17 protein-coding genes are annotated in these 18838 nt (G+C 73.0%); 13 read left to right on the forward strand and 4 right to left on the reverse strand.

Features of this window, described 5'->3' with window-relative positions; translation table 11 throughout:
- Positions 1-39: 39 nt before the first annotated feature.
- From ACH4K4_RS22565 to ACH4K4_RS22615, 11 genes are all read left to right on the forward strand, one after another.
- A complete protein-coding gene (locus tag ACH4K4_RS22565; protein WP_398169502.1) occupies positions 40-1188 on the forward strand; it encodes an ABC transporter ATP-binding protein in 1149 nt (382 codons plus the stop codon).
- Positions 1185-2111, forward strand: coding sequence for an ABC transporter permease (locus tag ACH4K4_RS22570; RefSeq protein ID WP_398169503.1), 927 nt, complete (start codon positions 1185-1187; stop codon positions 2109-2111). Before ACH4K4_RS22565 ends, ACH4K4_RS22570 begins: the two co-directional genes overlap by 4 nt.
- Complete coding sequence (locus ACH4K4_RS22575; RefSeq protein WP_398169504.1) at positions 2111-2905, forward strand: ABC transporter permease; 795 nt, start codon at positions 2111-2113, stop codon at positions 2903-2905. The genes ACH4K4_RS22570 and ACH4K4_RS22575 overlap by 1 nt, the downstream gene beginning before the upstream one ends.
- 5 nt (positions 2906-2910) lie before the next feature.
- Positions 2911-4326: an NAD(P)/FAD-dependent oxidoreductase gene (locus ACH4K4_RS22580; RefSeq protein WP_398169505.1), complete on the forward strand. Its 1416-nt coding sequence runs from the start codon at positions 2911-2913 to the stop codon at positions 4324-4326.
- Between the two features lie 101 nt (positions 4327-4427).
- Entirely contained in the window at positions 4428-4880 is a 453-nt protein-coding gene (locus tag ACH4K4_RS22585; RefSeq protein ID WP_398169506.1) for a hypothetical protein, read from the forward strand.
- A 179-nt stretch (positions 4881-5059) separates the two neighbouring features.
- The gene (locus tag ACH4K4_RS22590) at positions 5060-6079 is read left to right on the forward strand and encodes a helix-turn-helix domain-containing protein (RefSeq protein ID WP_398169507.1); all 1020 of its coding nucleotides are present in this window, start codon (positions 5060-5062) and stop codon (positions 6077-6079) included.
- 105 nt (positions 6080-6184) lie between these two features.
- Positions 6185-7243, forward strand: coding sequence for a glucose-1-phosphate thymidylyltransferase (locus tag ACH4K4_RS22595; protein WP_398169508.1), 1059 nt, complete (start codon positions 6185-6187; stop codon positions 7241-7243).
- The gene (gene rfbB / locus ACH4K4_RS22600; RefSeq protein WP_398169510.1) at positions 7240-8220 is read left to right on the forward strand and encodes a dTDP-glucose 4,6-dehydratase; all 981 of its coding nucleotides are present in this window, start codon (positions 7240-7242) and stop codon (positions 8218-8220) included. The genes ACH4K4_RS22595 and rfbB overlap by 4 nt, the downstream gene beginning before the upstream one ends.
- A complete protein-coding gene (locus ACH4K4_RS22605; RefSeq protein ID WP_398169511.1) occupies positions 8217-9329 on the forward strand; it encodes a DegT/DnrJ/EryC1/StrS family aminotransferase in 1113 nt (370 codons plus the stop codon). Before rfbB ends, ACH4K4_RS22605 begins: the two co-directional genes overlap by 4 nt.
- Positions 9329-10678, forward strand: a complete 1350-nt coding sequence (locus tag ACH4K4_RS22610) for an NDP-hexose 2,3-dehydratase family protein (RefSeq protein WP_398169512.1) — start codon at positions 9329-9331, stop codon at positions 10676-10678. Before ACH4K4_RS22605 ends, ACH4K4_RS22610 begins: the two co-directional genes overlap by 1 nt.
- On the forward strand, positions 10675-11901 hold the full coding sequence (locus ACH4K4_RS22615; protein WP_398169514.1) for a class I SAM-dependent methyltransferase: 1227 nt from the start codon (positions 10675-10677) through the stop codon (positions 11899-11901). The genes ACH4K4_RS22610 and ACH4K4_RS22615 overlap by 4 nt, the downstream gene beginning before the upstream one ends.
- Before the next feature lie 27 nt (positions 11902-11928).
- On the opposite strand, the gene ACH4K4_RS22620 is transcribed toward ACH4K4_RS22615, so the two are convergent.
- Positions 11929-13059, reverse strand: coding sequence for a nucleotide disphospho-sugar-binding domain-containing protein (locus ACH4K4_RS22620; RefSeq protein WP_398169515.1), 1131 nt, complete (start codon positions 13057-13059; stop codon positions 11929-11931).
- A gap of 31 nt (positions 13060-13090) precedes the next feature.
- Positions 13091-14227 carry a DegT/DnrJ/EryC1/StrS family aminotransferase gene (locus ACH4K4_RS22625; protein WP_398169517.1) on the reverse strand — a complete coding sequence of 379 codons (1137 nt, stop codon included), beginning with the start codon at positions 14225-14227 and terminating at the stop codon, positions 13091-13093.
- A 269-nt stretch (positions 14228-14496) separates the two neighbouring features.
- Here ACH4K4_RS22625 and ACH4K4_RS22630 point away from each other — a divergent pair, with 269 nt between their 5' ends.
- Entirely contained in the window at positions 14497-15423 is a 927-nt protein-coding gene (locus tag ACH4K4_RS22630) for a TauD/TfdA dioxygenase family protein (protein ID WP_398169519.1), read from the forward strand.
- On the forward strand, positions 15420-16439 hold the full coding sequence (locus tag ACH4K4_RS22635; protein ID WP_398169521.1) for an L-tyrosine/L-tryptophan isonitrile synthase family protein: 1020 nt from the start codon (positions 15420-15422) through the stop codon (positions 16437-16439). The genes ACH4K4_RS22630 and ACH4K4_RS22635 overlap by 4 nt, the downstream gene beginning before the upstream one ends.
- On the opposite strand, the gene ACH4K4_RS22640 is transcribed toward ACH4K4_RS22635, so the two are convergent.
- Positions 16403-17077 (reverse strand): phosphatase PAP2 family protein, encoded by a 675-nt coding sequence (locus tag ACH4K4_RS22640; RefSeq protein WP_398169522.1) that lies wholly within the window; start codon positions 17075-17077, stop codon positions 16403-16405. The two genes, ACH4K4_RS22635 and ACH4K4_RS22640, sit on opposite strands and share 37 nt — an antisense overlap.
- Before the next feature lie 355 nt (positions 17078-17432).
- Positions 17433-18782 carry a 4-aminobutyrate--2-oxoglutarate transaminase gene (gabT, locus tag ACH4K4_RS22645; RefSeq protein WP_398169524.1) on the reverse strand — a complete coding sequence of 450 codons (1350 nt, stop codon included), beginning with the start codon at positions 18780-18782 and terminating at the stop codon, positions 17433-17435.
- Between the last annotated feature and the right edge of the window lie 56 nt (positions 18783-18838).

Raw genomic sequence — 18838 nt, forward strand, 5'->3', positions numbered from 1 at the left:
GCACGTGCCCGCCCCGCCCTCCGACCCACGGGACCACCCATGACACAGACCTCCGGTGGCGACGTCCGCCTCTCCGGGATCAGCAAGACCTACGGCTCCTTCACCGCCGTCCACCCGCTCGACCTGACGGTCCCAGCGGGCTCCTTCTTCGCGCTGCTGGGCGCGTCCGGCTGCGGCAAGACCACCACGCTGCGCATGATCGCGGGCCTGGAGGAGCCGTCCGCCGGCACCGTCGAGCTGGCCGGCAGGGACGTGACCGCGCTGCCCCCGTACAAGCGGCCGGTCAACACCGTCTTCCAGAACTACGCGCTCTTCCCGCACCTGGACATCTATGAGAACGTCGCGTTCGGCCTGCGCCGCCGCGGCATCAAGTCCGTGAGGAAACAGGTCGAGGAGATGCTCGACCTGGTCGAGCTCGGTCCGATGGCGCGCCGCAAGCCGCAGCAGCTCTCCGGCGGCCAGCAGCAGCGCGTCGCGGTGGCGCGCGCCCTGATCAACCATCCGCAGGTGCTCCTCCTGGACGAGCCGCTGGGCGCCCTCGACCTCAAGCTGCGCCGTCAGATGCAGCTCGAACTCAAGCGCATCCAGACCGAGGTCGGCATCACCTTCGTCCACGTCACCCACGACCAGGAGGAGGCCATGACGATGGCCGACACGGTCGCGGTGATGAACGGCGGCCGCGTCGAGCAGCTCGGCGCGCCCGCCGACCTGTACGAGAACCCGGGCACCACCTTCGTCGCCAACTTCCTGGGCACCTCCAACCTCATCGCGGCCGAAGTGGTGGCGGCCGACGGCGGCGAGCTGCTGCTCAAGGCCGGTGACGCCAAGCTGCGGATGCCCGCCGGGCGATGTCGCACCACGGCGTGTACAGGAGAGAAGGTGCTGGCGGGCGTACGTCCGGAGAAGATAGCCCTCGCGCACGCCGACGACGCGGGAGCGATCGCCGAAGGCCGCAACCGGCTGCCCGGACGCATCCGGGACGCGAGCTTCATCGGCGTCAGCACGCAGTACCTCGTCGAGGCCCCGGGCGCCGGCCGGCTCGCCGTCTACGAGCAGAACGTCGAGCGTGACGCCCGGCTGGCCCCCGGCGCCGAGGTGGTCCTGCACTGGAACCCCGCGCACACCTTCGGCCTGGACGCCTCCCAGGACATCGAGGCAGGCGCGGACACCGACGAGGAGGCCGCGTGACGACCACCGAGGCGCCGCCGCCCACCTCGGAGGACGCGCCGCGGCTCCGCAGGCCCCGCACCCGCAAGCGCCTCGTCCCGTACTGGCTGCTGCTCCCCGGCATCCTGTGGCTGGTCGTCTTCTTCGCGGCGCCGCTGGTCTACCAGGCGTCCACCTCCGTGCAGACCGGCTCCCTCGAAGAGGGCTTCAAGGTCACCTGGCACTTCGCCACCTACTGGGACGCGCTCGGCGAGTACTGGCCGCAGTTCCTGCGGTCCGTCGGCTACGCGGCCACCGCTACCGTGCTCTGCCTGGTCCTGGGCTATCCGCTCGCGTACCTCATCGCCTTCAAGGCGGGCCGCTGGCGCAACGTCGTGATGGTGCTGGTCATCGCCCCTTTCTTCACCAGCTTCCTGATCCGCACGCTGGCCTGGAAGACGATCCTGGCGGACGGCGGACCGGTGGTCGGCGTGCTGAACTCGCTGCACGTCCTGGACGTGACGAGCTGGCTGGGGCTCACCGAGGGACAGCGGGTGCTGGCCACGCCGCTGGCGGTGGTCTGCGGACTGACGTACAACTTCCTGCCGTTCATGGTGCTGCCGCTGTACACCTCGCTGGAGCGCATCGACCCGCGGCTGCACGAGGCCGCCGGCGACCTGTACGCCCGCCCGGTCACCACCTTCCGCCGGGTGACGTTCCCGCTGTCCATGCCGGGCGTGGTGGCCGGCACGCTGCTGAGCTTCATTCCCGCCGCGGGCGACTACATCAACGCCGAGCTGCTCGGCTCCACGGACCAGAAGATGATCGGCAACGTCATCCAGTCGCAGTTCCTGCGGGTTCTGGACTACCCGACCGCCGCCGCGCTCTCCTTCATCCTCATGGCGGCCATCCTCGCCATGGTCACGCTCTACATCCGCAAGTCCGGGACGGAGGACCTGGTCTGATGGCCGTGCTCCGGTGGCTGCGCCGCCACCTCGTCGTGCTGGCGGGACTCGCCACGCTGGCGTACCTGATCCTGCCCAACCTCGTCGTGCTGGTCTTCTCCTTCAACAAGCCCAACGGCCGCTTCAACTACGAGTGGCAGCGCTTCTCGGCGGACGCCTGGGCCGACCCGTGCGGCGTCGCGGACCTGTGCGGATCGCTGGGCCTGAGCCTGCGGATCGCCGTCTGGGCGACGGTCGGCGCGACCGTACTGGGCACCATGATCGCTTTCGCGCTGGCCCGCTACCGCTTCCGGGCCCGGTCGTCGGTCAACACGCTGATCTTCCTGCCGATGGCGATGCCCGAGGTGGTGATGGCCGCCTCGCTCGCGACTCTCTTCCTCAACATGGGCATCCGGTTCGGCTTCTGGACGATCCTGATCGCGCACGTCATGTTCTGCCTGAGTTTTGTTGTCACGGCGGTCAAGGCCCGCGTGATGAGCATGGACCCGCGCCTGGAACAGGCGGCCCAGGACCTCTACGCGTCCCCCGCGCAGACGTTCCTGCGCGTGACGCTGCCGATCGCGGCGCCCGGCATCGCGGCGGGCGCGCTGCTCTCCTTCGCGCTCTCCTTCGACGACTTCATCATCACGAACTTCAACGCCGGCTCCACTGTGACGTTCCCCATGTTCGTCTGGGGATCCGCACAACGGGGCACACCCGTCCAAATCAATGTCATCGGAACGGCGATGTTCCTCATCGCCGTGCTCTGCGTCCTGGGAGGGCAACTGCTCTCCGGACGCCGGAAGAGGAGCTGAGAACCATGGCACGAGCTGCCATGAGCACCCCCGCCCACGCCCTCGCGGACGCCGCCCCGGTCTCCTTCTGGCTGGACGACGCGGACCGCCCCGCCGCCCTCCCCGCCCTCGTCGGCGACGAACGCACCGACCTGCTCGTCGTCGGCGGCGGCTACTGCGGCCTGTGGACCGCGCTGATCGCCAAGGAACGCGACCCCGCACGCGACGTCGTCCTCGTCGAGGGCCAGGAAGTCGGCTGGGCCGCCTCCGGCCGCAACGGCGGCTTCTGCGCCGCCTCCCTGACCCACGGCTTCGGCAACGGCCTGGACCGCTGGCCGGACGAACTGGCGAAGCTCGAAGAACTCGGCGCCCGCAACCTCGCCGCCATCGAGGACGCCGTCGCCCGCTACGGCATCGACTGCGCCTTCGAACGCACCGGCGAGATCAGCGTCGCCACCGAACCCCACCAGGTCGCGGAACTCGAGGAAGGCGCCGAACAGGCCGCGCGGCTGGGCCTGGCCGGCATCGAGTTCCTCGACCGCGAGGCGCTGCGCGAGCACGTCGTCTCCCCGACCTTCCTGGCCGGCCTCTGGGACCGTACGGGCGTCGCGATGCTCAACCCGGCCCGGCTGGCCTGGGGCCTGAAGAAGGCGTGCCTGGACCTCGGCGTACGGATCTACGAGCACACGCCCGCCACCGCGCTGGCCGCCGACGGCGTGGGGATGGCGGCGCGCACCCCGTACGGCCGGGTCTTCGCGCGCCGCATAGCCCTCGGCACCAACGTCTTCCCGTCCCTGGTCCGCCGCGTGCGCCCGTACGTCGTCCCGGTCTACGACCACGCGCTGATGACCGAGCCGCTGTCGGAGGCGCAGCTCGCCGCCGTCGGCTGGCGGGGCCGCCAGGGCCTGTCCGACAGCAACCACCACTTCCACTACTTCCGCCTCACCGCCGACCAGCGCATCCTGTGGGGCGGCTACGACGCCGTCTACCGCTTCAACGGCGGGGTACGGGCCGAGTACGACCACCGGCCCGCCACGTACGAGAAGCTGGCCCGGCACTTCTTCCAGTGCTTCCCGCAGCTGGAGGGCCTGCGCTTCACGCACACCTGGGGCGGCGCCATCGACACCTGCTCGCGCTTCTCCGCCTTCTTCGGCACCGCGTACGCGGGACGGGTCGCCTACGCCGCCGGCTTCACGGGCCTGGGCGTGGGCGCCACCCGCTTCGGCGCGGAGGTCATGCTCGACTTCCTGGCGGGCGAGCGCACCGAGCGCACCGAGCTGGAGATGGTCCGTACGAAGCCGCTGCCGTTCCCGCCGGAGCCGCTGCGCTGGGCCGGGATCGGCCTCACGCAGTGGGCGATGACGCGGGCCGACACCCACGGCGGCCGCCGCAACCTGTGGCTGCGGGCGATGGACCGGGCCGGTCTCGGCTTCGACAGCTGACGGCCCGGGAGAAAACCCTCCCAACCCGCGTAAGAATGCCCCCACCGCCGTCTCTCACCAGGACAGGGAGCGGTCCGGGCGGGCCGCGGAAGCGAGGGGACATGGACGCGGCGGGGGTCAAGGACGCAGTGCAATGGCTGGCGACGGCGGCGGCGGACCCCGAGACCTGCCGGTGGGAATGGGAGCGCAACCCCCTCGGGGTCGCGCTCCTTCCGGCCGGCCGGCTCTGGGACGTGCTGATCGTGCCGGGCGCGCTCGGACGCCCGACCCTGAACGTGCTGGCCCGCGTGCTGGCCGCGCCGGGGCCGGTGCTGGGCGACTTCGGGGACGCCCGTACGGGCTTCTTCGTGCCGCCCGGCACGGCCGCGCGCTGGCTGGGCACGGGAGTGCGCGGGGCGGGCGCCGGCAGCTGGATCGTGGTGCCCTACCCAGGGCGCGCGACGGGCGGCGTACGCTGGCTCGTCCTCCCGGACGGCACGGGCCGGCTCACCGAACCCGCGGTGCTCGAACTCGCGATGCACGAGGCCGCCGCGACGCTCGCGGGGGAAGCCTGACAGGCCGTACCGCGGCGCCGTGAGCCGTGCCACAGTCGCTCCTTTCCCCGTGCCGCGTTGAGTCGTCCCCGGTGCCGGATCCGTGCTCCGGGGTGGGACGCCCGCCGGGGCTCCCCGACCGGGCCGGGCGCGACCACGCCCGCCGCCCGCACCATGTGCCGTATTTCAGGGGGGAAATCATGCGCACGTCTGAGCACATTCTCGGACGGCTGGGAGTCGACCCGAGGGCGGAACGGGTCTACCGTGCCCTGCTGGCCCAGCCGCACGCCGAACCGGCCGAATTGGCGTGCCGGACGGGAATCTCCGAGGAGGAGGTGGACCGGTCCTTGAACCGGCTGGCCGGCCTCGCGCTGGTGCGCCCTTCGGCGGAACATCCCCGCCGGCTCTACGCGGTGAGCCCGCGCCTGGGCATGGACATCCTGCTCGCCCGGCAGCAGGCCGAACTCGCCGCGCAGCAGCAGCGCGTGGAGGAGAGCCGGGCCGCGGCCGCCCGCCTCGTCTCCGAATGCGCCACGCATCAGCATTCCGCCGCAGATCACGGAGTGTTCCGGATGACGGGCGCCGACCAAATCGGCGACCACCTGAGGGAACTGGGCGCCCTCGCCGAGGAGGAATTGCAGGTGTTCGCCGCCGGGCCGCCCGGTGCCTTTCCCGGACTCCCCGCCTTCCGTCCGCTGTACGAGCAACCGCTCGCGCGAGGCGTACGGGTACGCACCGTCTGCCTCGACAGCGCCCGGCACGACCCGGCGGCCGTGGCCCACGCCGAGTGGCTGGCGTCGGCCGGCGCGGACGTCCGTACCGCCGCCGTACTGCCCACCCGAATGGCCGTCGCCGACCGGCACGCCGCGCTCGTCTTCACCGGCGGGGAAGGCGCGGCGGAGGCCGCCGTCGCCGTACGGGTGCCCGGCGTCGTGACCGCGCTGAGCACGCTGTTCGACGCCGTGTGGGCAGCGGCCGAACGGCTCGGCCCACCGCCGTCCCGGCGCGCGGCGGACGGCTTCACCCGGCAGCACCTGGCCGCGCTGCAACTGCTCGCCGAGGGGCACACGGACGCCACCGTCGCCCGGCGGCTGGGCGTCTCGGCCCGGACGGCGCGCCGCATCGCCACCGACGCGATGACGGGGATGAAGGCACGCAGCCGTTTCCAGGCGGGGGTGCTCGCCGCCCAGCTGGGTTATCTGCCGGCGTCGTCCGCCTGACGGGCAGTTCACCGCGGGCCGGATCGTGGACCGAAAGGGACACGGCCGGTTCGGTCCACCGGCCGCGTCTTCTCTCCCGCCGCGGCCGGTCCGAGACTCCTTTCCATGAAGGCTCTGGTGCTGTCCGGCGGGACGGGAAGCCGTCTTCGCCCGATCACTTACTCGATGCCCAAGCAATTGATTCCGATTGCGGGCAAGCCGGTACTGCGGCACGTCCTGGAAAACATCCGGGAACTGGGTGTCATGGATATCGGCATCGTCACCGGCGCCCGGGACCGGCACATCACGGCGGCTCTCGGCGACGGTTCGGACCTCGGCGTACGGCTCACCTATCTGCCCCAGGAACAGCCGTTGGGGCTGGCGCACTGCGTGGCGCTGGGCCGGGAATTCCTCGGCGCGGAGGATTTCGTGCTGTACCTCGGTGACAATGTGCTCCCCGAGGGCGTCGGCGCGCTCGCGGCGGAATTCGCCGCCCGCCGCCCGGCCGCCCAGCTCGTGGTGCAGAAGGTGGCGGACCCGCGCCGCTTCGGCGTCGCCGAACTGGACGCGGGCGGCGCGGTGGTGCGGGTGACGGAGAAGCCGGACCGGCCGCGCAGCGACCTCGCGCTGGTCGGCGTCTACTTCTTCACCGCCGCCGTCCACCGGGCGGTGGCCGCGATCGCGCCGGGACCGCGCGGCGAACTGGAGATCACCGACGCGGTGCAGTGGCTGATCACCGCGGGCGCCGAGGTCAGGGCGGGGGAGTACGGCGGCTTCTGGCGCGACACCGGCCGCGTCGAGGACGTCCTCGCGTGCAACCGCAGGCTGCTGGAGGGGATACGGCCCGCGGTCGCCGGCACGGTCGACGCCGCGAGCCGGCTGACCGGCCCCGTGGTCGTCGAGGCCGGCGCCAGGGTGACCGGCTCGCGGATCGAGGGCCCGGCGCTGATCGGCGCGGGCACCGTGGTGGAGGACAGCCGCATCGGCCCGTACACCTCCCTCGGCCGCGACTGCGTGCTGCGCCGGGCCGGCTTGGAGGACTCCGTCACGCTCGACGGCGTCACCATCGACCGGGTCGGCGGCCTGTACGGCTCGCTGATCGGCCGGGCCGCCCGCATCGGCCCCGGTGACGGCCGGCGCCGGCTGGTGGTGGGCGACGACTGCCGGGTCGAGGTGGCCGCATGAGGCTCCTGGTCACCGGCGGCGCCGGATTCATCGGCTCGCACTACGTCCGTACGCTCCTCGGCGGCGGCTTCGGGGAGGAGCGCGACCCGCACACCCGCGTCACCGTCCTCGACCTGCTCACCTACGCGGGGAACCGCGCCGGCCTGCCCGCCCGCCACCCCCGCATGGACTTCGTGCGCGGCGACGTCTGCGACCTGCCGCTGCTGCTCGCTCTGCTGCCCGGTCACGACGCCGTACTGCACTTCGCGGCCGAGTCGCACGTCGACCGCTCGATCGCACCGGACACCGCGCCCGAGTTCGTCCGGACGAACGTCCTCGGCACGCAGACGCTCCTCGACGCCTGCCTGCGCACCGGCGTCGCCCGGGTGGTGCACGTCTCCACCGACGAGGTGTACGGCTCCATCGGGCGCGGCGCGTGGACCGAGGACCAGCCGGTGGCGCCGAGGTCCCCGTACGCGGCGTCCAAGGCGGCCGCCGACCTGTTCGCGCTGGCCTGCCACCACACCCACGGCCTGGACGTGACGGTGACCCGCGGCTGCAACACCTACGGGCCCTACCAGCACCCCGAGAAACTCGTCCCGTGCTTCGTGACCCGCCTCCTCCAGGGCCGCGAGCTGCCGCTGTACGGGGACGGCGGCAACGTCCGCGAATGGCTGCACGTCGACGACCACTGCCGGGCCGTGCACCGGGTCCTCCACCACGGCAGGGCCGGCGAGATCTACCACGTCGGCGGCGGCACGCCCCGCACCAACCGCGCGCTGACCGGCGAACTGCTCCGGCTGTGCGGCGCCGACTGGTCCAGCGTCCGCCGGGTGCCCGACCGCAAGGGGCACGACCGGCGCTACGCGCTCGACGCGACCAAGATCCGTACCGAGCTGGGCCACGCCCCGCACACCGCGTTCGACCGCGGCCTGGCGGACACCGTGGCCTGGTACCGCGACCACACCGACTGGTGGAAAGAGGCGGCATACCGATGACCACACACGTGTGGGACTACCTGGCCGAGTACGAGGAGGAACGGGCGGACGTGCTCGACGCCGTCGACACAGTCTTCCGCTCCGGGCAGCTGGTGCTCGGCGCGAGCGTGCGCGGCTTCGAGGCCGAGTACGCCGCCTGGCACGGCACCGGGCACTGCGTGGGCGTCGGCAACGGCACCAACGCCGTCACCCTCGCCCTCCAGGCCCTCGGCGTCCGGCCGGGCGACGAGGTGGTGACCGTCTCCAACACCGCGGCGCCCACCGTGCTGGCCATCGACGCGGCCGGCGCCGTGCCGGTCTTCGTCGACGTGCGCCCCGGCACGTACCTGATGGACACCGGGCAACTCGCGGCGGCCGTGACCGGCCGCACCCGCGCGCTGCTGCCCGTGCACCTCTACGGGCAGTGCGTGGACATGGCGCCCCTCCGGGCCGTCGCCGAGGCCAACGGCCTGGCCGTACTGGAAGACTGCGCGCAGGCACACGGCGCACGGCACCACGGCCGTCTCGCGGGAACCCTGGGCGACGCGGCGGCTTTCTCCTTCTACCCGACCAAGGTCCTCGGCGCGTACGGCGACGGCGGCGCGGTCCTCACCCCCTTCGCCGAAGTCGACGCCGCCCTGCGCCGGTTGCGCTATTACGGCATGGAGGAGCGCTACTACGTCACCCGCACCCCCGGGCACAACAGCAGGCTCGACGAGGTGCACGCCGAGATACTGCGCCGCAAGCTGCGCCGCCTGGACCGGTACGTCACCGGGCGGCGCGCGGTGGCCCGGCGCTACGAGGAAGCGCTGTCCGGCAGCGGTCTGGTGCTCCCCGCCACGGCACCCGGCAACGAGCACGTGTACTACGTCTACGTCGTCCGCCATCCCGAACGGGACCGCATCCTGCGCGTCCTCAGGGAGCGTCACGACATCGCGCTCAACGTCAGCTACCCGTGGCCCGTGCACACCATGTCCGGGTTCGCGCACCTGGGCTACGCCAAGGGGGCGCTGCCCGTCACCGAGGCGCTGGCCGGCGAGATCTTCTCGCTGCCCATGTACCCGTCGCTGCCGTGTGCCGTGCAGGACAAGGTGATCGACGCGCTGCTCGACGTGCTGCGGGGGCTGTGATGCCCGCGCCCGCCCTGCCCCGCCCGGCAGACCACACGGCTTCCGCCCTGCCCGGCGACCTCGGCCGCTGGTTCGCCGAGGCCGGCGAGCGTACGTACACCCGTACCCGGCGCATCCCGCTGGACGCCCTGGAAGGCTGGCACACCGACGCCCGCACGGGCGATCTCGTCCACGACCGGGGCGCGTTCTTCTCCGTCGAGGGCCTGGCCGTCACGGCGCCCGGCGGCCCGGTCCCGCACTGGACACAGCCCATCCTGAACCAGCCGGAGACCGGCGTCCTGGGCCTGCTGGTCAAGGACTTCGGCGGCCGGCCGCACGCCCTCATGCAGGCCAAGCCGGAGCCGGGCAACGCGGGCGGCCTCCAGCTGGCGCCGACCGTACAGGCCACCCGCTCCAACTTCACCCGGGCGCACGGCGGCCGGACGGTGCCCTACCTGCGTCACTTCCGCAGCCCGCCGTCCCGCCGGGTGGTCGCGGACGTACGCCAGTCGGAACAGGGCGCCTGGTTCCACCGCAAGAGCAACCGCAACATGATCGTGCGCACCACGGAGGACGTCGAGGTGCTGCCGGGGCACCGGTGGATGCCGCTGCGCCGGGTCCACGGCCTGCTCGCGGCCGGTGACGTGGTGAACATGGACGCCAGGAGCGTGCTCGCCTGCCTGCCACCGCCACCGGGTCCCGCCGGCCGCGCGCTGCACTCGGGGCGGGAGATCCTGGGCTGGCTCACCGACGTCCGCAGCCGCACCGGACTGCGCACCCGGCCCGTACCGCTGCGCGGACTGCCGGGCTGGCACCGCACCGAGTACGCCGTCAGCCACGACGGCGGCCGCTTCTTCGACATCGTCGCGGTCGAGGTGCGGGCCGGCGGCCGGGAGGTACGGCGCTGGACCCAGCCCATGCTGCGCCCGCGCGGGACCGGTGTCGTCGCCTTCCTCCTCACCCGCGTCGACGGCGTGCCGCACGTCCTGGTGCACGCCGCCGCCGAGCCGGGCAGCGTGGACGTGGCCGAGCTGACCGCGACGGTGTGCTGCACGCCGGAGAACTACGAGGGGCTGCCGCCGGCGGCCCGGCCGCGCTTCCTCGGCGAGGTCCTGGACGCGCCGCCGGAACGGGTGCTCTTCGACGCGCTCCTGTCGGAGGAGGGCGGCCGCTTCCACCACGCTCTCAACCGCTACCTGATCGTGGAGGTCGACGGGCCCGGTGCGTACGAATCCGCCGGGGACCACCGTTGGGTGACGCCCCGTCAGCTCGGCGCCCTGCTGCGGCACAGCCACTACGTGACCGTCCAGGCCCGCACCCTGCTCGCCTGCCTGCGCAGCCCGACCGGACCGGACGGGAGCCCGGAATGACCGTACCGACGTGCCGGATCTGCGGAACACCGCTGCACATCTTCCTCGACCTCGGGCACCACCCGCCGTCCTCGGCCTTCCCGACACCTGCCGAAGCCCTGGCCGGGGCGGACGACACGTTCCGCTACCGCCTCGCCGCCGGGACGTGCGGGCGCTGCGCCCTCGTCCAGCTCACCGACGACGTCCCGCACGAGCGCCGCCCGTACGCGGGCTACCCGTACCACTCGTCGGGCTCGTCGGTGATGCGCGAGCACTTCCGCGCCGCCGGGCGGCGCCTGCTCCGTACCGAGCTGCACGCGAAGGGCGACGCGTTCGCCGTCGAGATCGGATGCACGGACGGCGTCTTCCTGCGGACCGTGGCGGAGGCGGGCGTGCGCCACCTCGCCTTCGAGCCGACCGGGTTCTCCGGATACCGCGGGGCACGGGTGCACCGCGCCTTCCTGACCGCCGCCTCCGCCCGCGAGGTCGCCGCCGCCGAGGGCCGCGCCCGGGTCGTGTACGCCGCCAACACCGTCTGCGACATCGCCGACCTGCCGGGGCTCTTCGCGGGCCTGGACGAACTCCTGGCGGCAGACGGCGTGTTCGTCTTCGAGGACCCGTACTTCGGCGAGATCGTCGGACGCACCGCCTTCGACCAGTTCTACGACGAGCACCGCTACTACTTCACCGCGACCTCCGTACGGGCGCTGGCCGAACGCTTCGGGTTCCGGCTCGTCGACGTCGAACGCCTGGCGGTGCACGGCGGCCAGCTCCGCTACACCCTGGCCCGTGCCGGCCGCCGCGCCCCCGCCCCCGCGGTCGCCGGGCTCCTGGCCGAAGAGGAGGCCGGCGGGCTCACGGACCCCGCCACGCCGGCCGCCTTCGCCGGCCGGGTGGACCGCGTCCGCAACGAACTGGTGGCCCTCCTCGAAGGGCTGCGCGCCGCGGGCCGCACCGTGGCCGGCTACGCGGCCACGGCCAAGAGCTGCACGGTGACCACCTACTGCGGCCTCGGCCCGCGCCTCGTCCCGTACATCTGCGACTCCACCCCGGCCAAGCACGGCAGGCTGACCCCCGGCGCCCGCATCCCGGTCCGCCCGCCCGCCGCCTTCGCCGCGCCCTACCCGGACTACGCGCTGCTGTTCGCCTGGAACCACGCCGACGAGATCATGGCCAAAGAACAGGCGTTCCGGGCCGGGGGCGGCCGCTGGATCCTGTACGTTCCGGAGGTGCGCGTGGTGTGAGGGCGGGGTCGTGCGGGCGCGATGCCGTCACCCCGCCAGTTTCTCCAGCCGCTGCACGATGGCCGCGGGGGACGGCAGCGCCGCGGTCTCGTCGCGCACTTCGGCCGCCACGGCCAGCATGTCCTCGTCGGCGAGCAGGCAGCGCAGCAAGCCGGCGTCCACCGCGTCCGGCGTGCTGACCATGCCGACGCCCCGCCGGCGCAGGACCCGCGCCACCTCGAAGTCGTCGGCGCCGCCCGGCAGCACCAGGTGGCGGACGCCCGCACCGAGTCCGGCCAGGGTGGTGCCGTTGCCGCCGTGGTGGATCATCGCGGCGCAGGACTCCAGCAGCGCGGTCAGCGGCAGCCAGCCCTCGGCCCGTACGTTGGCGGGCAGTCGGCCCAGCGGGGCGGGGTCGGCGTCGCCGAGCGCCACGACGAAGTCGGCGTCGACCGCACCGGCGGCCCTGACCACCGGACGCAGCTCGCCGACACCGCTCAGCTGCGGGCGCAGGGTGCCGAGGGTGACCGCGACCCGGGGCCGTGCCGGGCGCTCCAGCAGCCAGGGCGGCAGCACCGCGCCGGTGGTGTAGGGGAGCGCCCGCATGGGCCAGCCGCCCAGGTCGTACGCCGCGATGCTGGGCGGCCGGGTGTCGATCGTCGCCGCGACGGGCGGCCGCCCGGCCAGGCCGTACCGGCGGTACGCGGCGGCCAGCCACGGACCGAAGCGGCTGCTGATCTGCCGGAAGTGGTGGCAGCTGATGGTGTGCTCGACCGCCGGCACCCCGAGCAGGGCCGCCACCAGCGGGCCCGCGCCCTGGAGTTCGGTGTAGACGACGAGGTCGGGCCGCCACGCCAGGGCGACCTCGGCGGTCCGCTCCACGGTGGCCTCGGACGTCTTGGCGAACAGTTCGGCCGCCAGCGTGACGGCCGCGGGCGAGTCCGTACGGAACCGGTCGAAGGACATCCGCCGCTCGGCCAGCAGCCGCCCGAAGATCTCCTCGGTGTCGGCGGCGGGCGAGGAGTCGAAGGCGTGCAGCCCGGCGCGGGCCACCTGGGCGCAGGAGTCGCCGGGGGTGGCGAACAGGACGTCGTGCCCCGCGGCGCGCAGCGCGTGCGCCAGCGCGATCGGCGGGAAGACGTGCCCCGCTCCGTGAGACGTGGTCACCAGGACGCGCATCGTTCAGCTCTCCCTCTCTCGTACCGGGCGGTCATCGCGCCGACTTGACGGCCTTGCGCAGCGCGCCGGCCACTGTGCGCACGTCGGCGTCGGTGAGCCCCGGGTGCAGCGGCAGGCACAGCGTCTCCGCGGCGGCCTGTTCCGCGCCGGGCAGCTCCGGGCCGCCGGTCCCGTAGGCGGGGACCTTGTGCAGCGGCGCGTAGCGGAAGGTCGTGTAGATGCCGTCGCGGAAGAGCGCGGAGGCCACCTGGTCGCGCAGGCGGGCGGCCATCTGCACCCAGTAGAAGAAGTACGAGGAGCGGTGCCCGGCGGGCAGCGCGGGCGGCACCCGCACCGCGTCGAAACCGGCCAGCTCCCGGTCGTACAGTGCCACGATCTCCTTGCGGCGGGCGATGAACGCGGGCAGCCGGCGCAGCTGGACGGTGCCGATCGCCGCGGTGAGGTCGTTGCCGATCTCCCGGCGGCCCGGCTCCGGCACGTCCAGCTCCCACCAGCGGTGCGAGACCTTCGCGTGGCCCAGCCCGGTCGGCTGGACCAGGCCGTGGTACGCCAGCCGGCGCGCCCGTGCGGCCAGTTCCGCGTCCCGTACGTGCAGCATCCCGCCGTCGCCGGTGGTCAGCACCTTGGCCGCGTCGAAGCTCCACATCGCCAGGTCGCCGAAGGTGCCGACGGCCCGCCCGCCGGCGCGGGAGGCCACCGAGCAGGCGCAGTCCTCGACCAGGGCCAGGCCCGCGGTGCGGCACCGGTCGGCGATGCGCGCGATGTCGCCCGGGTAGCCGCCGTAGTGCAGCACCACGACCGCTTTGGTGCGGGGTGTGACGGCGGCCTCGACGTCCTCGGCGGACGGGTTGAGGGTGCGGGCGTCCACGTCGCAGAAGACCGGGCGGCCGCCGGCCCGTACGACGGCGTTGGCGGCGGCCACGAAGCTGGGCGAGGGCAGCACCACCTCGTCGCCGGGCCGGAGGTCCAGCAGTTCGGCGGCGAGGAACAGGCCCGCCGTGCCCGAGTTGACGAACAGCACGTTCTCGGGGCGCGCGCCGATGTGGGCGGCGAAGGCGGCCTCGAAGGCCGTGCTGCGCGGTCCGTGGCCGAGCCAGCGGTCGGCGAACACTGCGGCGACGGCGGCCAGTTCGCCGTCACCGGCCTGCGGCTGGAAGAGGTCGATCATGCCGGTCCTCACATCCTCGAAGGGGCGCGTGCCGTGGTGGCGAGTCTCGTGCGGGCCGGCGGGGCGGCAGAAGCGGCCGGTGCGGGCCCGATCGGGCCACGGCCGGTTCGGGCCACCGGCCGTGTCTGTCCCGCGCGGGGCGGGGCGGCGAGGGTCGTAAGGGCCGGCGATCCGTACCGGGAGACGGAAAGATCTTGAACTCTCAAGTGCTGTCGCTGTCACCGCGGCCGGGCCGACCGGCCCGGCACGCCGCTTCCCGGAGAGGAACCATGACGTCCCACGCCGTCCACGCGCCCGGCACGACCACCGGCGACGCCCTTGACGACAACCGCTGGACCCTGGCCCGACCCGGCCCGTTCGGTGTCCTGCTGACCGCGACCGCACCCGGCACCCCGGTCACCGCCGTCCCCGTGCCCTACCTGCGCGACCTGGCCCGCCGCCACCACCTCGTCGCCCTCAGGGGTTTCACCGCCCCGGCCGACGCCGCGGCACTCGACGCCTACGCGCGCACCTGGGGCGAGGTCATGGAGTGGCCGTTCGGCACGGTCTTCGACGTCCGCGCCCACCAGGACCCCGAGGACCACGTCTTCGACACCGGCTTCATGCCGCTGCACTGGGACGGCATGTACGTCGACCACGTGCCCGAGTTCCAGATATTCCACTGCGTCGCGGCCCCCGGGCCCGCCGAAGGCGGCGGCACGCTCTTCTGCGACACCACCCGCGTGCTGGCCGACGCCGACCCCGAGACCCTGGAACGCTGGCAAGGCCTGACCCTGCGCTACCGCAACGCCAAGGTCTCCCACTACGGCGGGCTCGTCGTCTCGCCCTTGATCGAGCCGCACCCCGACGCCGGATTCCCGGTCATGCGCTTCCTCGAACCGGTGCCGGACGGCGAGCACATCATCAACGAGCCCACCGTGAGCATCGACGGACTGGAAGGCGAGGCGGCCGCCGCCGAACTCGCCGCCATCCGCGAGGCCGCCTACGACCCCCGCCACCGCCACACCCACGCCTGGCAGCAGGACGACGTCGTCATCGCCGACAACTACACCCTGCTGCACACCAGGGAGCCGTACCGCCGCGGCCTGCCGCGCCACCTGCGCCGCGTCCACGTCCTGGGCGACCCCCCGCTGCCCAGCCACATCCACGACCACCACGGCACCACCGGAGCCGGCACCCAGCGGGGGACCACATGACCGTGACCTACGAGCAGGGCGAGCGGCACGGCGGGCAGGAGCAGGAGGAAGGCGAAGGGGAAGCCGCGTACGCGGCCCGCACGCGGGAGTACTGCGCCCGCATCCTGGAACTCCTGCTGCCGTACCGCCGGCCGGCCGGCGAGCACGGCCACGACAGCCACCCGCCCGAGGAGTGCTTCGCCGAACAGCTCGCGCAGATCCGGTACTTCGTCGCCCGCCGCGAGCCGGTGCTGCTGACCCTGCCCGCGTTCCCCTGCAAGTCGCCCAACCCGGCCAAGGTCGTCGGCCACTTGCCCGACCTCGGCGAACTGCTGTCGCTGCGCTTCCTGGACGACCTGTGCGCCGCCGTCGGCGCGGTCTACCCGCCCGGCGCCCGGCTGCTGATCTGTTCCGACGGCCATGTCTTCGGCGACCTGATACGGGTACCGGACGCGCACATCGACGCGTACGGCAAGGCGCTGCGCGACATGATCGAGGCCAACGGCCTGCGGCACATCGACACCTTCGGCCTGGACCGGGTCTACGAGGGGCACACCTACGACGAGAAGCGCGCGCTCCTGGAGAAGGACTTCGCCCAGAGCGTCGAGGAACTGCGCGCCGAGGTGCGGGCGGGCGGCCCCGCGCTCAGCCACTACCGGGGCACCATCCGCTTCCTCGTCGAGGACACCGCGGACTGGACCGGCTCCAAGGCCCAGTTGCAACGAAAGTGCCGCGGCCGCGCGTACGGCGTCCTGCGGCGCAGCCGGGCGTGGAGCGAGCTGATCGCCCACCACTACCGGCAGACCGTGCGGCTCTCCATCCACCCGCAGGCGTGCGGATCGGCGAAGTTCGGGATCGCGCTGCTGGAGGCGGCGGACAACTGGCTCACGCCGTGGCACGCCGTCGTCGTACAGACCGGCGCTGACCGCTTCCGGCTGATGAAGCGCCACGAGGCGGAGCGGGTCGGCATTCCGGCGGGCCCGAGCTGGCGCCCGAGCCACTACATCGCGTCGGAGCTGTTCGGCGTGGCGAGCTGACCGTCCGGCCCGTGCGGGCGGTCTGCACGGCGCCCGCACACCGCCGTGCAGACCGTGAGCAGCACCCCGGCCAGGCACCAACTGGCCAGCACGTCCAGCGGCCAGTGATAGCCGCGACGCACCAGGCCGATGCCGACCGCCAGGTTGAGCAGTCCGACGACGGCTGCGGCAGCGGTCGGCATCGGCCTGCGCGGGTGCTTCCGTGACGCGGCCAGCAGCAGCACCACCGCTCCGTACGCGACCGCTGCCGTCGCCCCGTGGCCGGAGGGGAAGAAGCCGTCGTGCGCGCCGCCGGCCATCTCGGGCGGACCCGGCCGCGCCAGCCAGGTCTTCAGCGGCACCACCAGCGCGGGCACCACCGCCATGGTCAGTACCGCGGCCAGCGGCGGCAGCCACCAGCGCGGCACACCGGCCCGGCGCCCGGCCCAGGCCGCGTACAGCGCGGCGAGCGCCAGCACCGGCAGCGCGACGACCGTGTTGCCGAGGTCGGCGAAGAACTCCGCGAGAGGGGTGGGGACCGCGCTGCCGGCGACCGCGCTGACGGCGACCGCGCGGCCCAGCCGCTCGTCCAGAGCGCGCAGCGGGCCGGCGGCGGACACCTGCCAGGCGAGGACCGCGAAGAGCGCGGCACACAGCACGCCCACCACCAGAAGAGGGCGCCGCGGGAAGAAGGTCGGCCGCCTCGGAACAGGGGGGGTGGTTCCGAGGCGGCCGCGCTGACCGGAGAGCCGCGCGCCCCGGGGGGTCTGGGGCGGGCGGCCGTCCGATCGGTGAGGATTTCCGGGGCGCGGGGCCCCGGATTCGTGCACGAGGGCACGGCCTGGCCGGAGCTGGGGAAGCGCCGTCCCGGCGTCGCTCACAGTCCCCTGTGAGCGGGGTGTTTCTCTCATCTGCAGAAACCGTACGGCAGTGAGGCGGGGCCGGACAGCCAGATCACCCGGCCGTCATGGGCCCCGCACACATTCTTCACTTCCCGCCTTCGGTTACTTCAGGTCACACCGTCGCGAGCGCACTCTCGATGATGTTCAGGCCCTCGTTCAGCAGGTCCTCGCCGATCACCAGCGGCGGCAGGAAGCGCAGCACGTTGCCGTACGTGCCGGTGGTCAGCACCAGCAGGCCCTCCTGGTGGCACGCCGCCGCCAGCGCCGCGGTCGCCTTCGGGTTCGGCTCCTTGGAACCGGACTCCACGATCTCGATGGCGATCATCGCGCCGCGGCCGCGGACCTCGCCGATGATGTCGTGCTTGTCCGCCATCGCCTGCAGGCGCGGCTTCATGATCTCGCCGATCCGCCGGGCCTTCGCGTTCAGGTCCAGCTCGCGCATGGTCTCGATGGCGCCGAGCGCCGCCGCGCAGGCCACCGGGTTGCCGCCGTAGGTGCCGCCGAGGCCGCCCGCGTGCGCCGCGTCCATCATCTCGGCGCGGCCGGTGACCGCGGCCAGCGGCAGGCCGCCGGCGATGCCCTTGGCGGTCGTGATCAGGTCGGGGACGATGCCCTCGTCCTCACAGGCGAACCACTGGCCGGTACGGCAGAAGCCGGACTGGATCTCGTCCGCGACGAAGACGATGCCGTTCTCCTTCGCGAAGTCCGCGATGGCGGGCAGGAAGCCCTTGGCCGGCTCGATGAAGCCGCCCTCGCCGAGCACCGGCTCGATGATGATCGCGGCCACGTTCTCCGCGCCGATCTGCTTGGTGATCTGCGAGATGGCCTGGTCGGCGGCCTCCTTGGCGCAGTTCTCCGGGCCGGTCAGCCAGCGGTAGGGGTAGGCCAGCGGCACCCGGTAGACCTCGGGCGCGAACGGGCCGAAGCCGTGCTTGTACGGCATGTTCTTCGCGGTCAGCGCCATCGTCAGGTTCGTCCGGCCGTGGTAGCCGTGGTCGAAGACGACGACCGCCTGGCGCTTGGTGTACGCGCGGGCGATCTTGACGGCGTTCTCGACGGCCTCCGCGCCCGAGTTGAACAGCGCCGACTTCTTGGCGTGGTCGCCCGGGGTCAGCTCGGCGAGCTGCTCACAGACCTCCACGTACGGCTCGTACGGCGTGACCATCACACAGGTGTGGGTGAAGTCCGCGAGCTGCGCGGTGGCGCGGCGCACCACGGCCTCCGCGCTGTTGCCGACCGAGGTCACCGCGATGCCGGAGCCGAAGTCGATGAAGGAGTTGCCGTCGACGTCCTCCAGGATGCCGCCGCCCGCGCGCTTGGCGAAGACGGGCAGCACCGCCCCGACGCCGCCGGCCACGGTGGCCTGCTTGCGGGCCCACAGCTCCTGGGACTTGGGGCCGGGGATCGCGGTGACGACGCGACGCTCCTGGGGGAGGGCCGGGCCTCCGGACAGTTCGGTCATGGCAGTCTCCTGGGGGTGGAACGGGACGTACTGAAGGGGTTGTGCTCGCAGGCTAG

This window comes from Streptomyces sp. NPDC017529, assembly GCF_044329785.1.
In the GTDB taxonomy this organism is placed as follows: Bacteria; Actinomycetota; Actinomycetes; order Streptomycetales; family Streptomycetaceae; genus Streptomyces.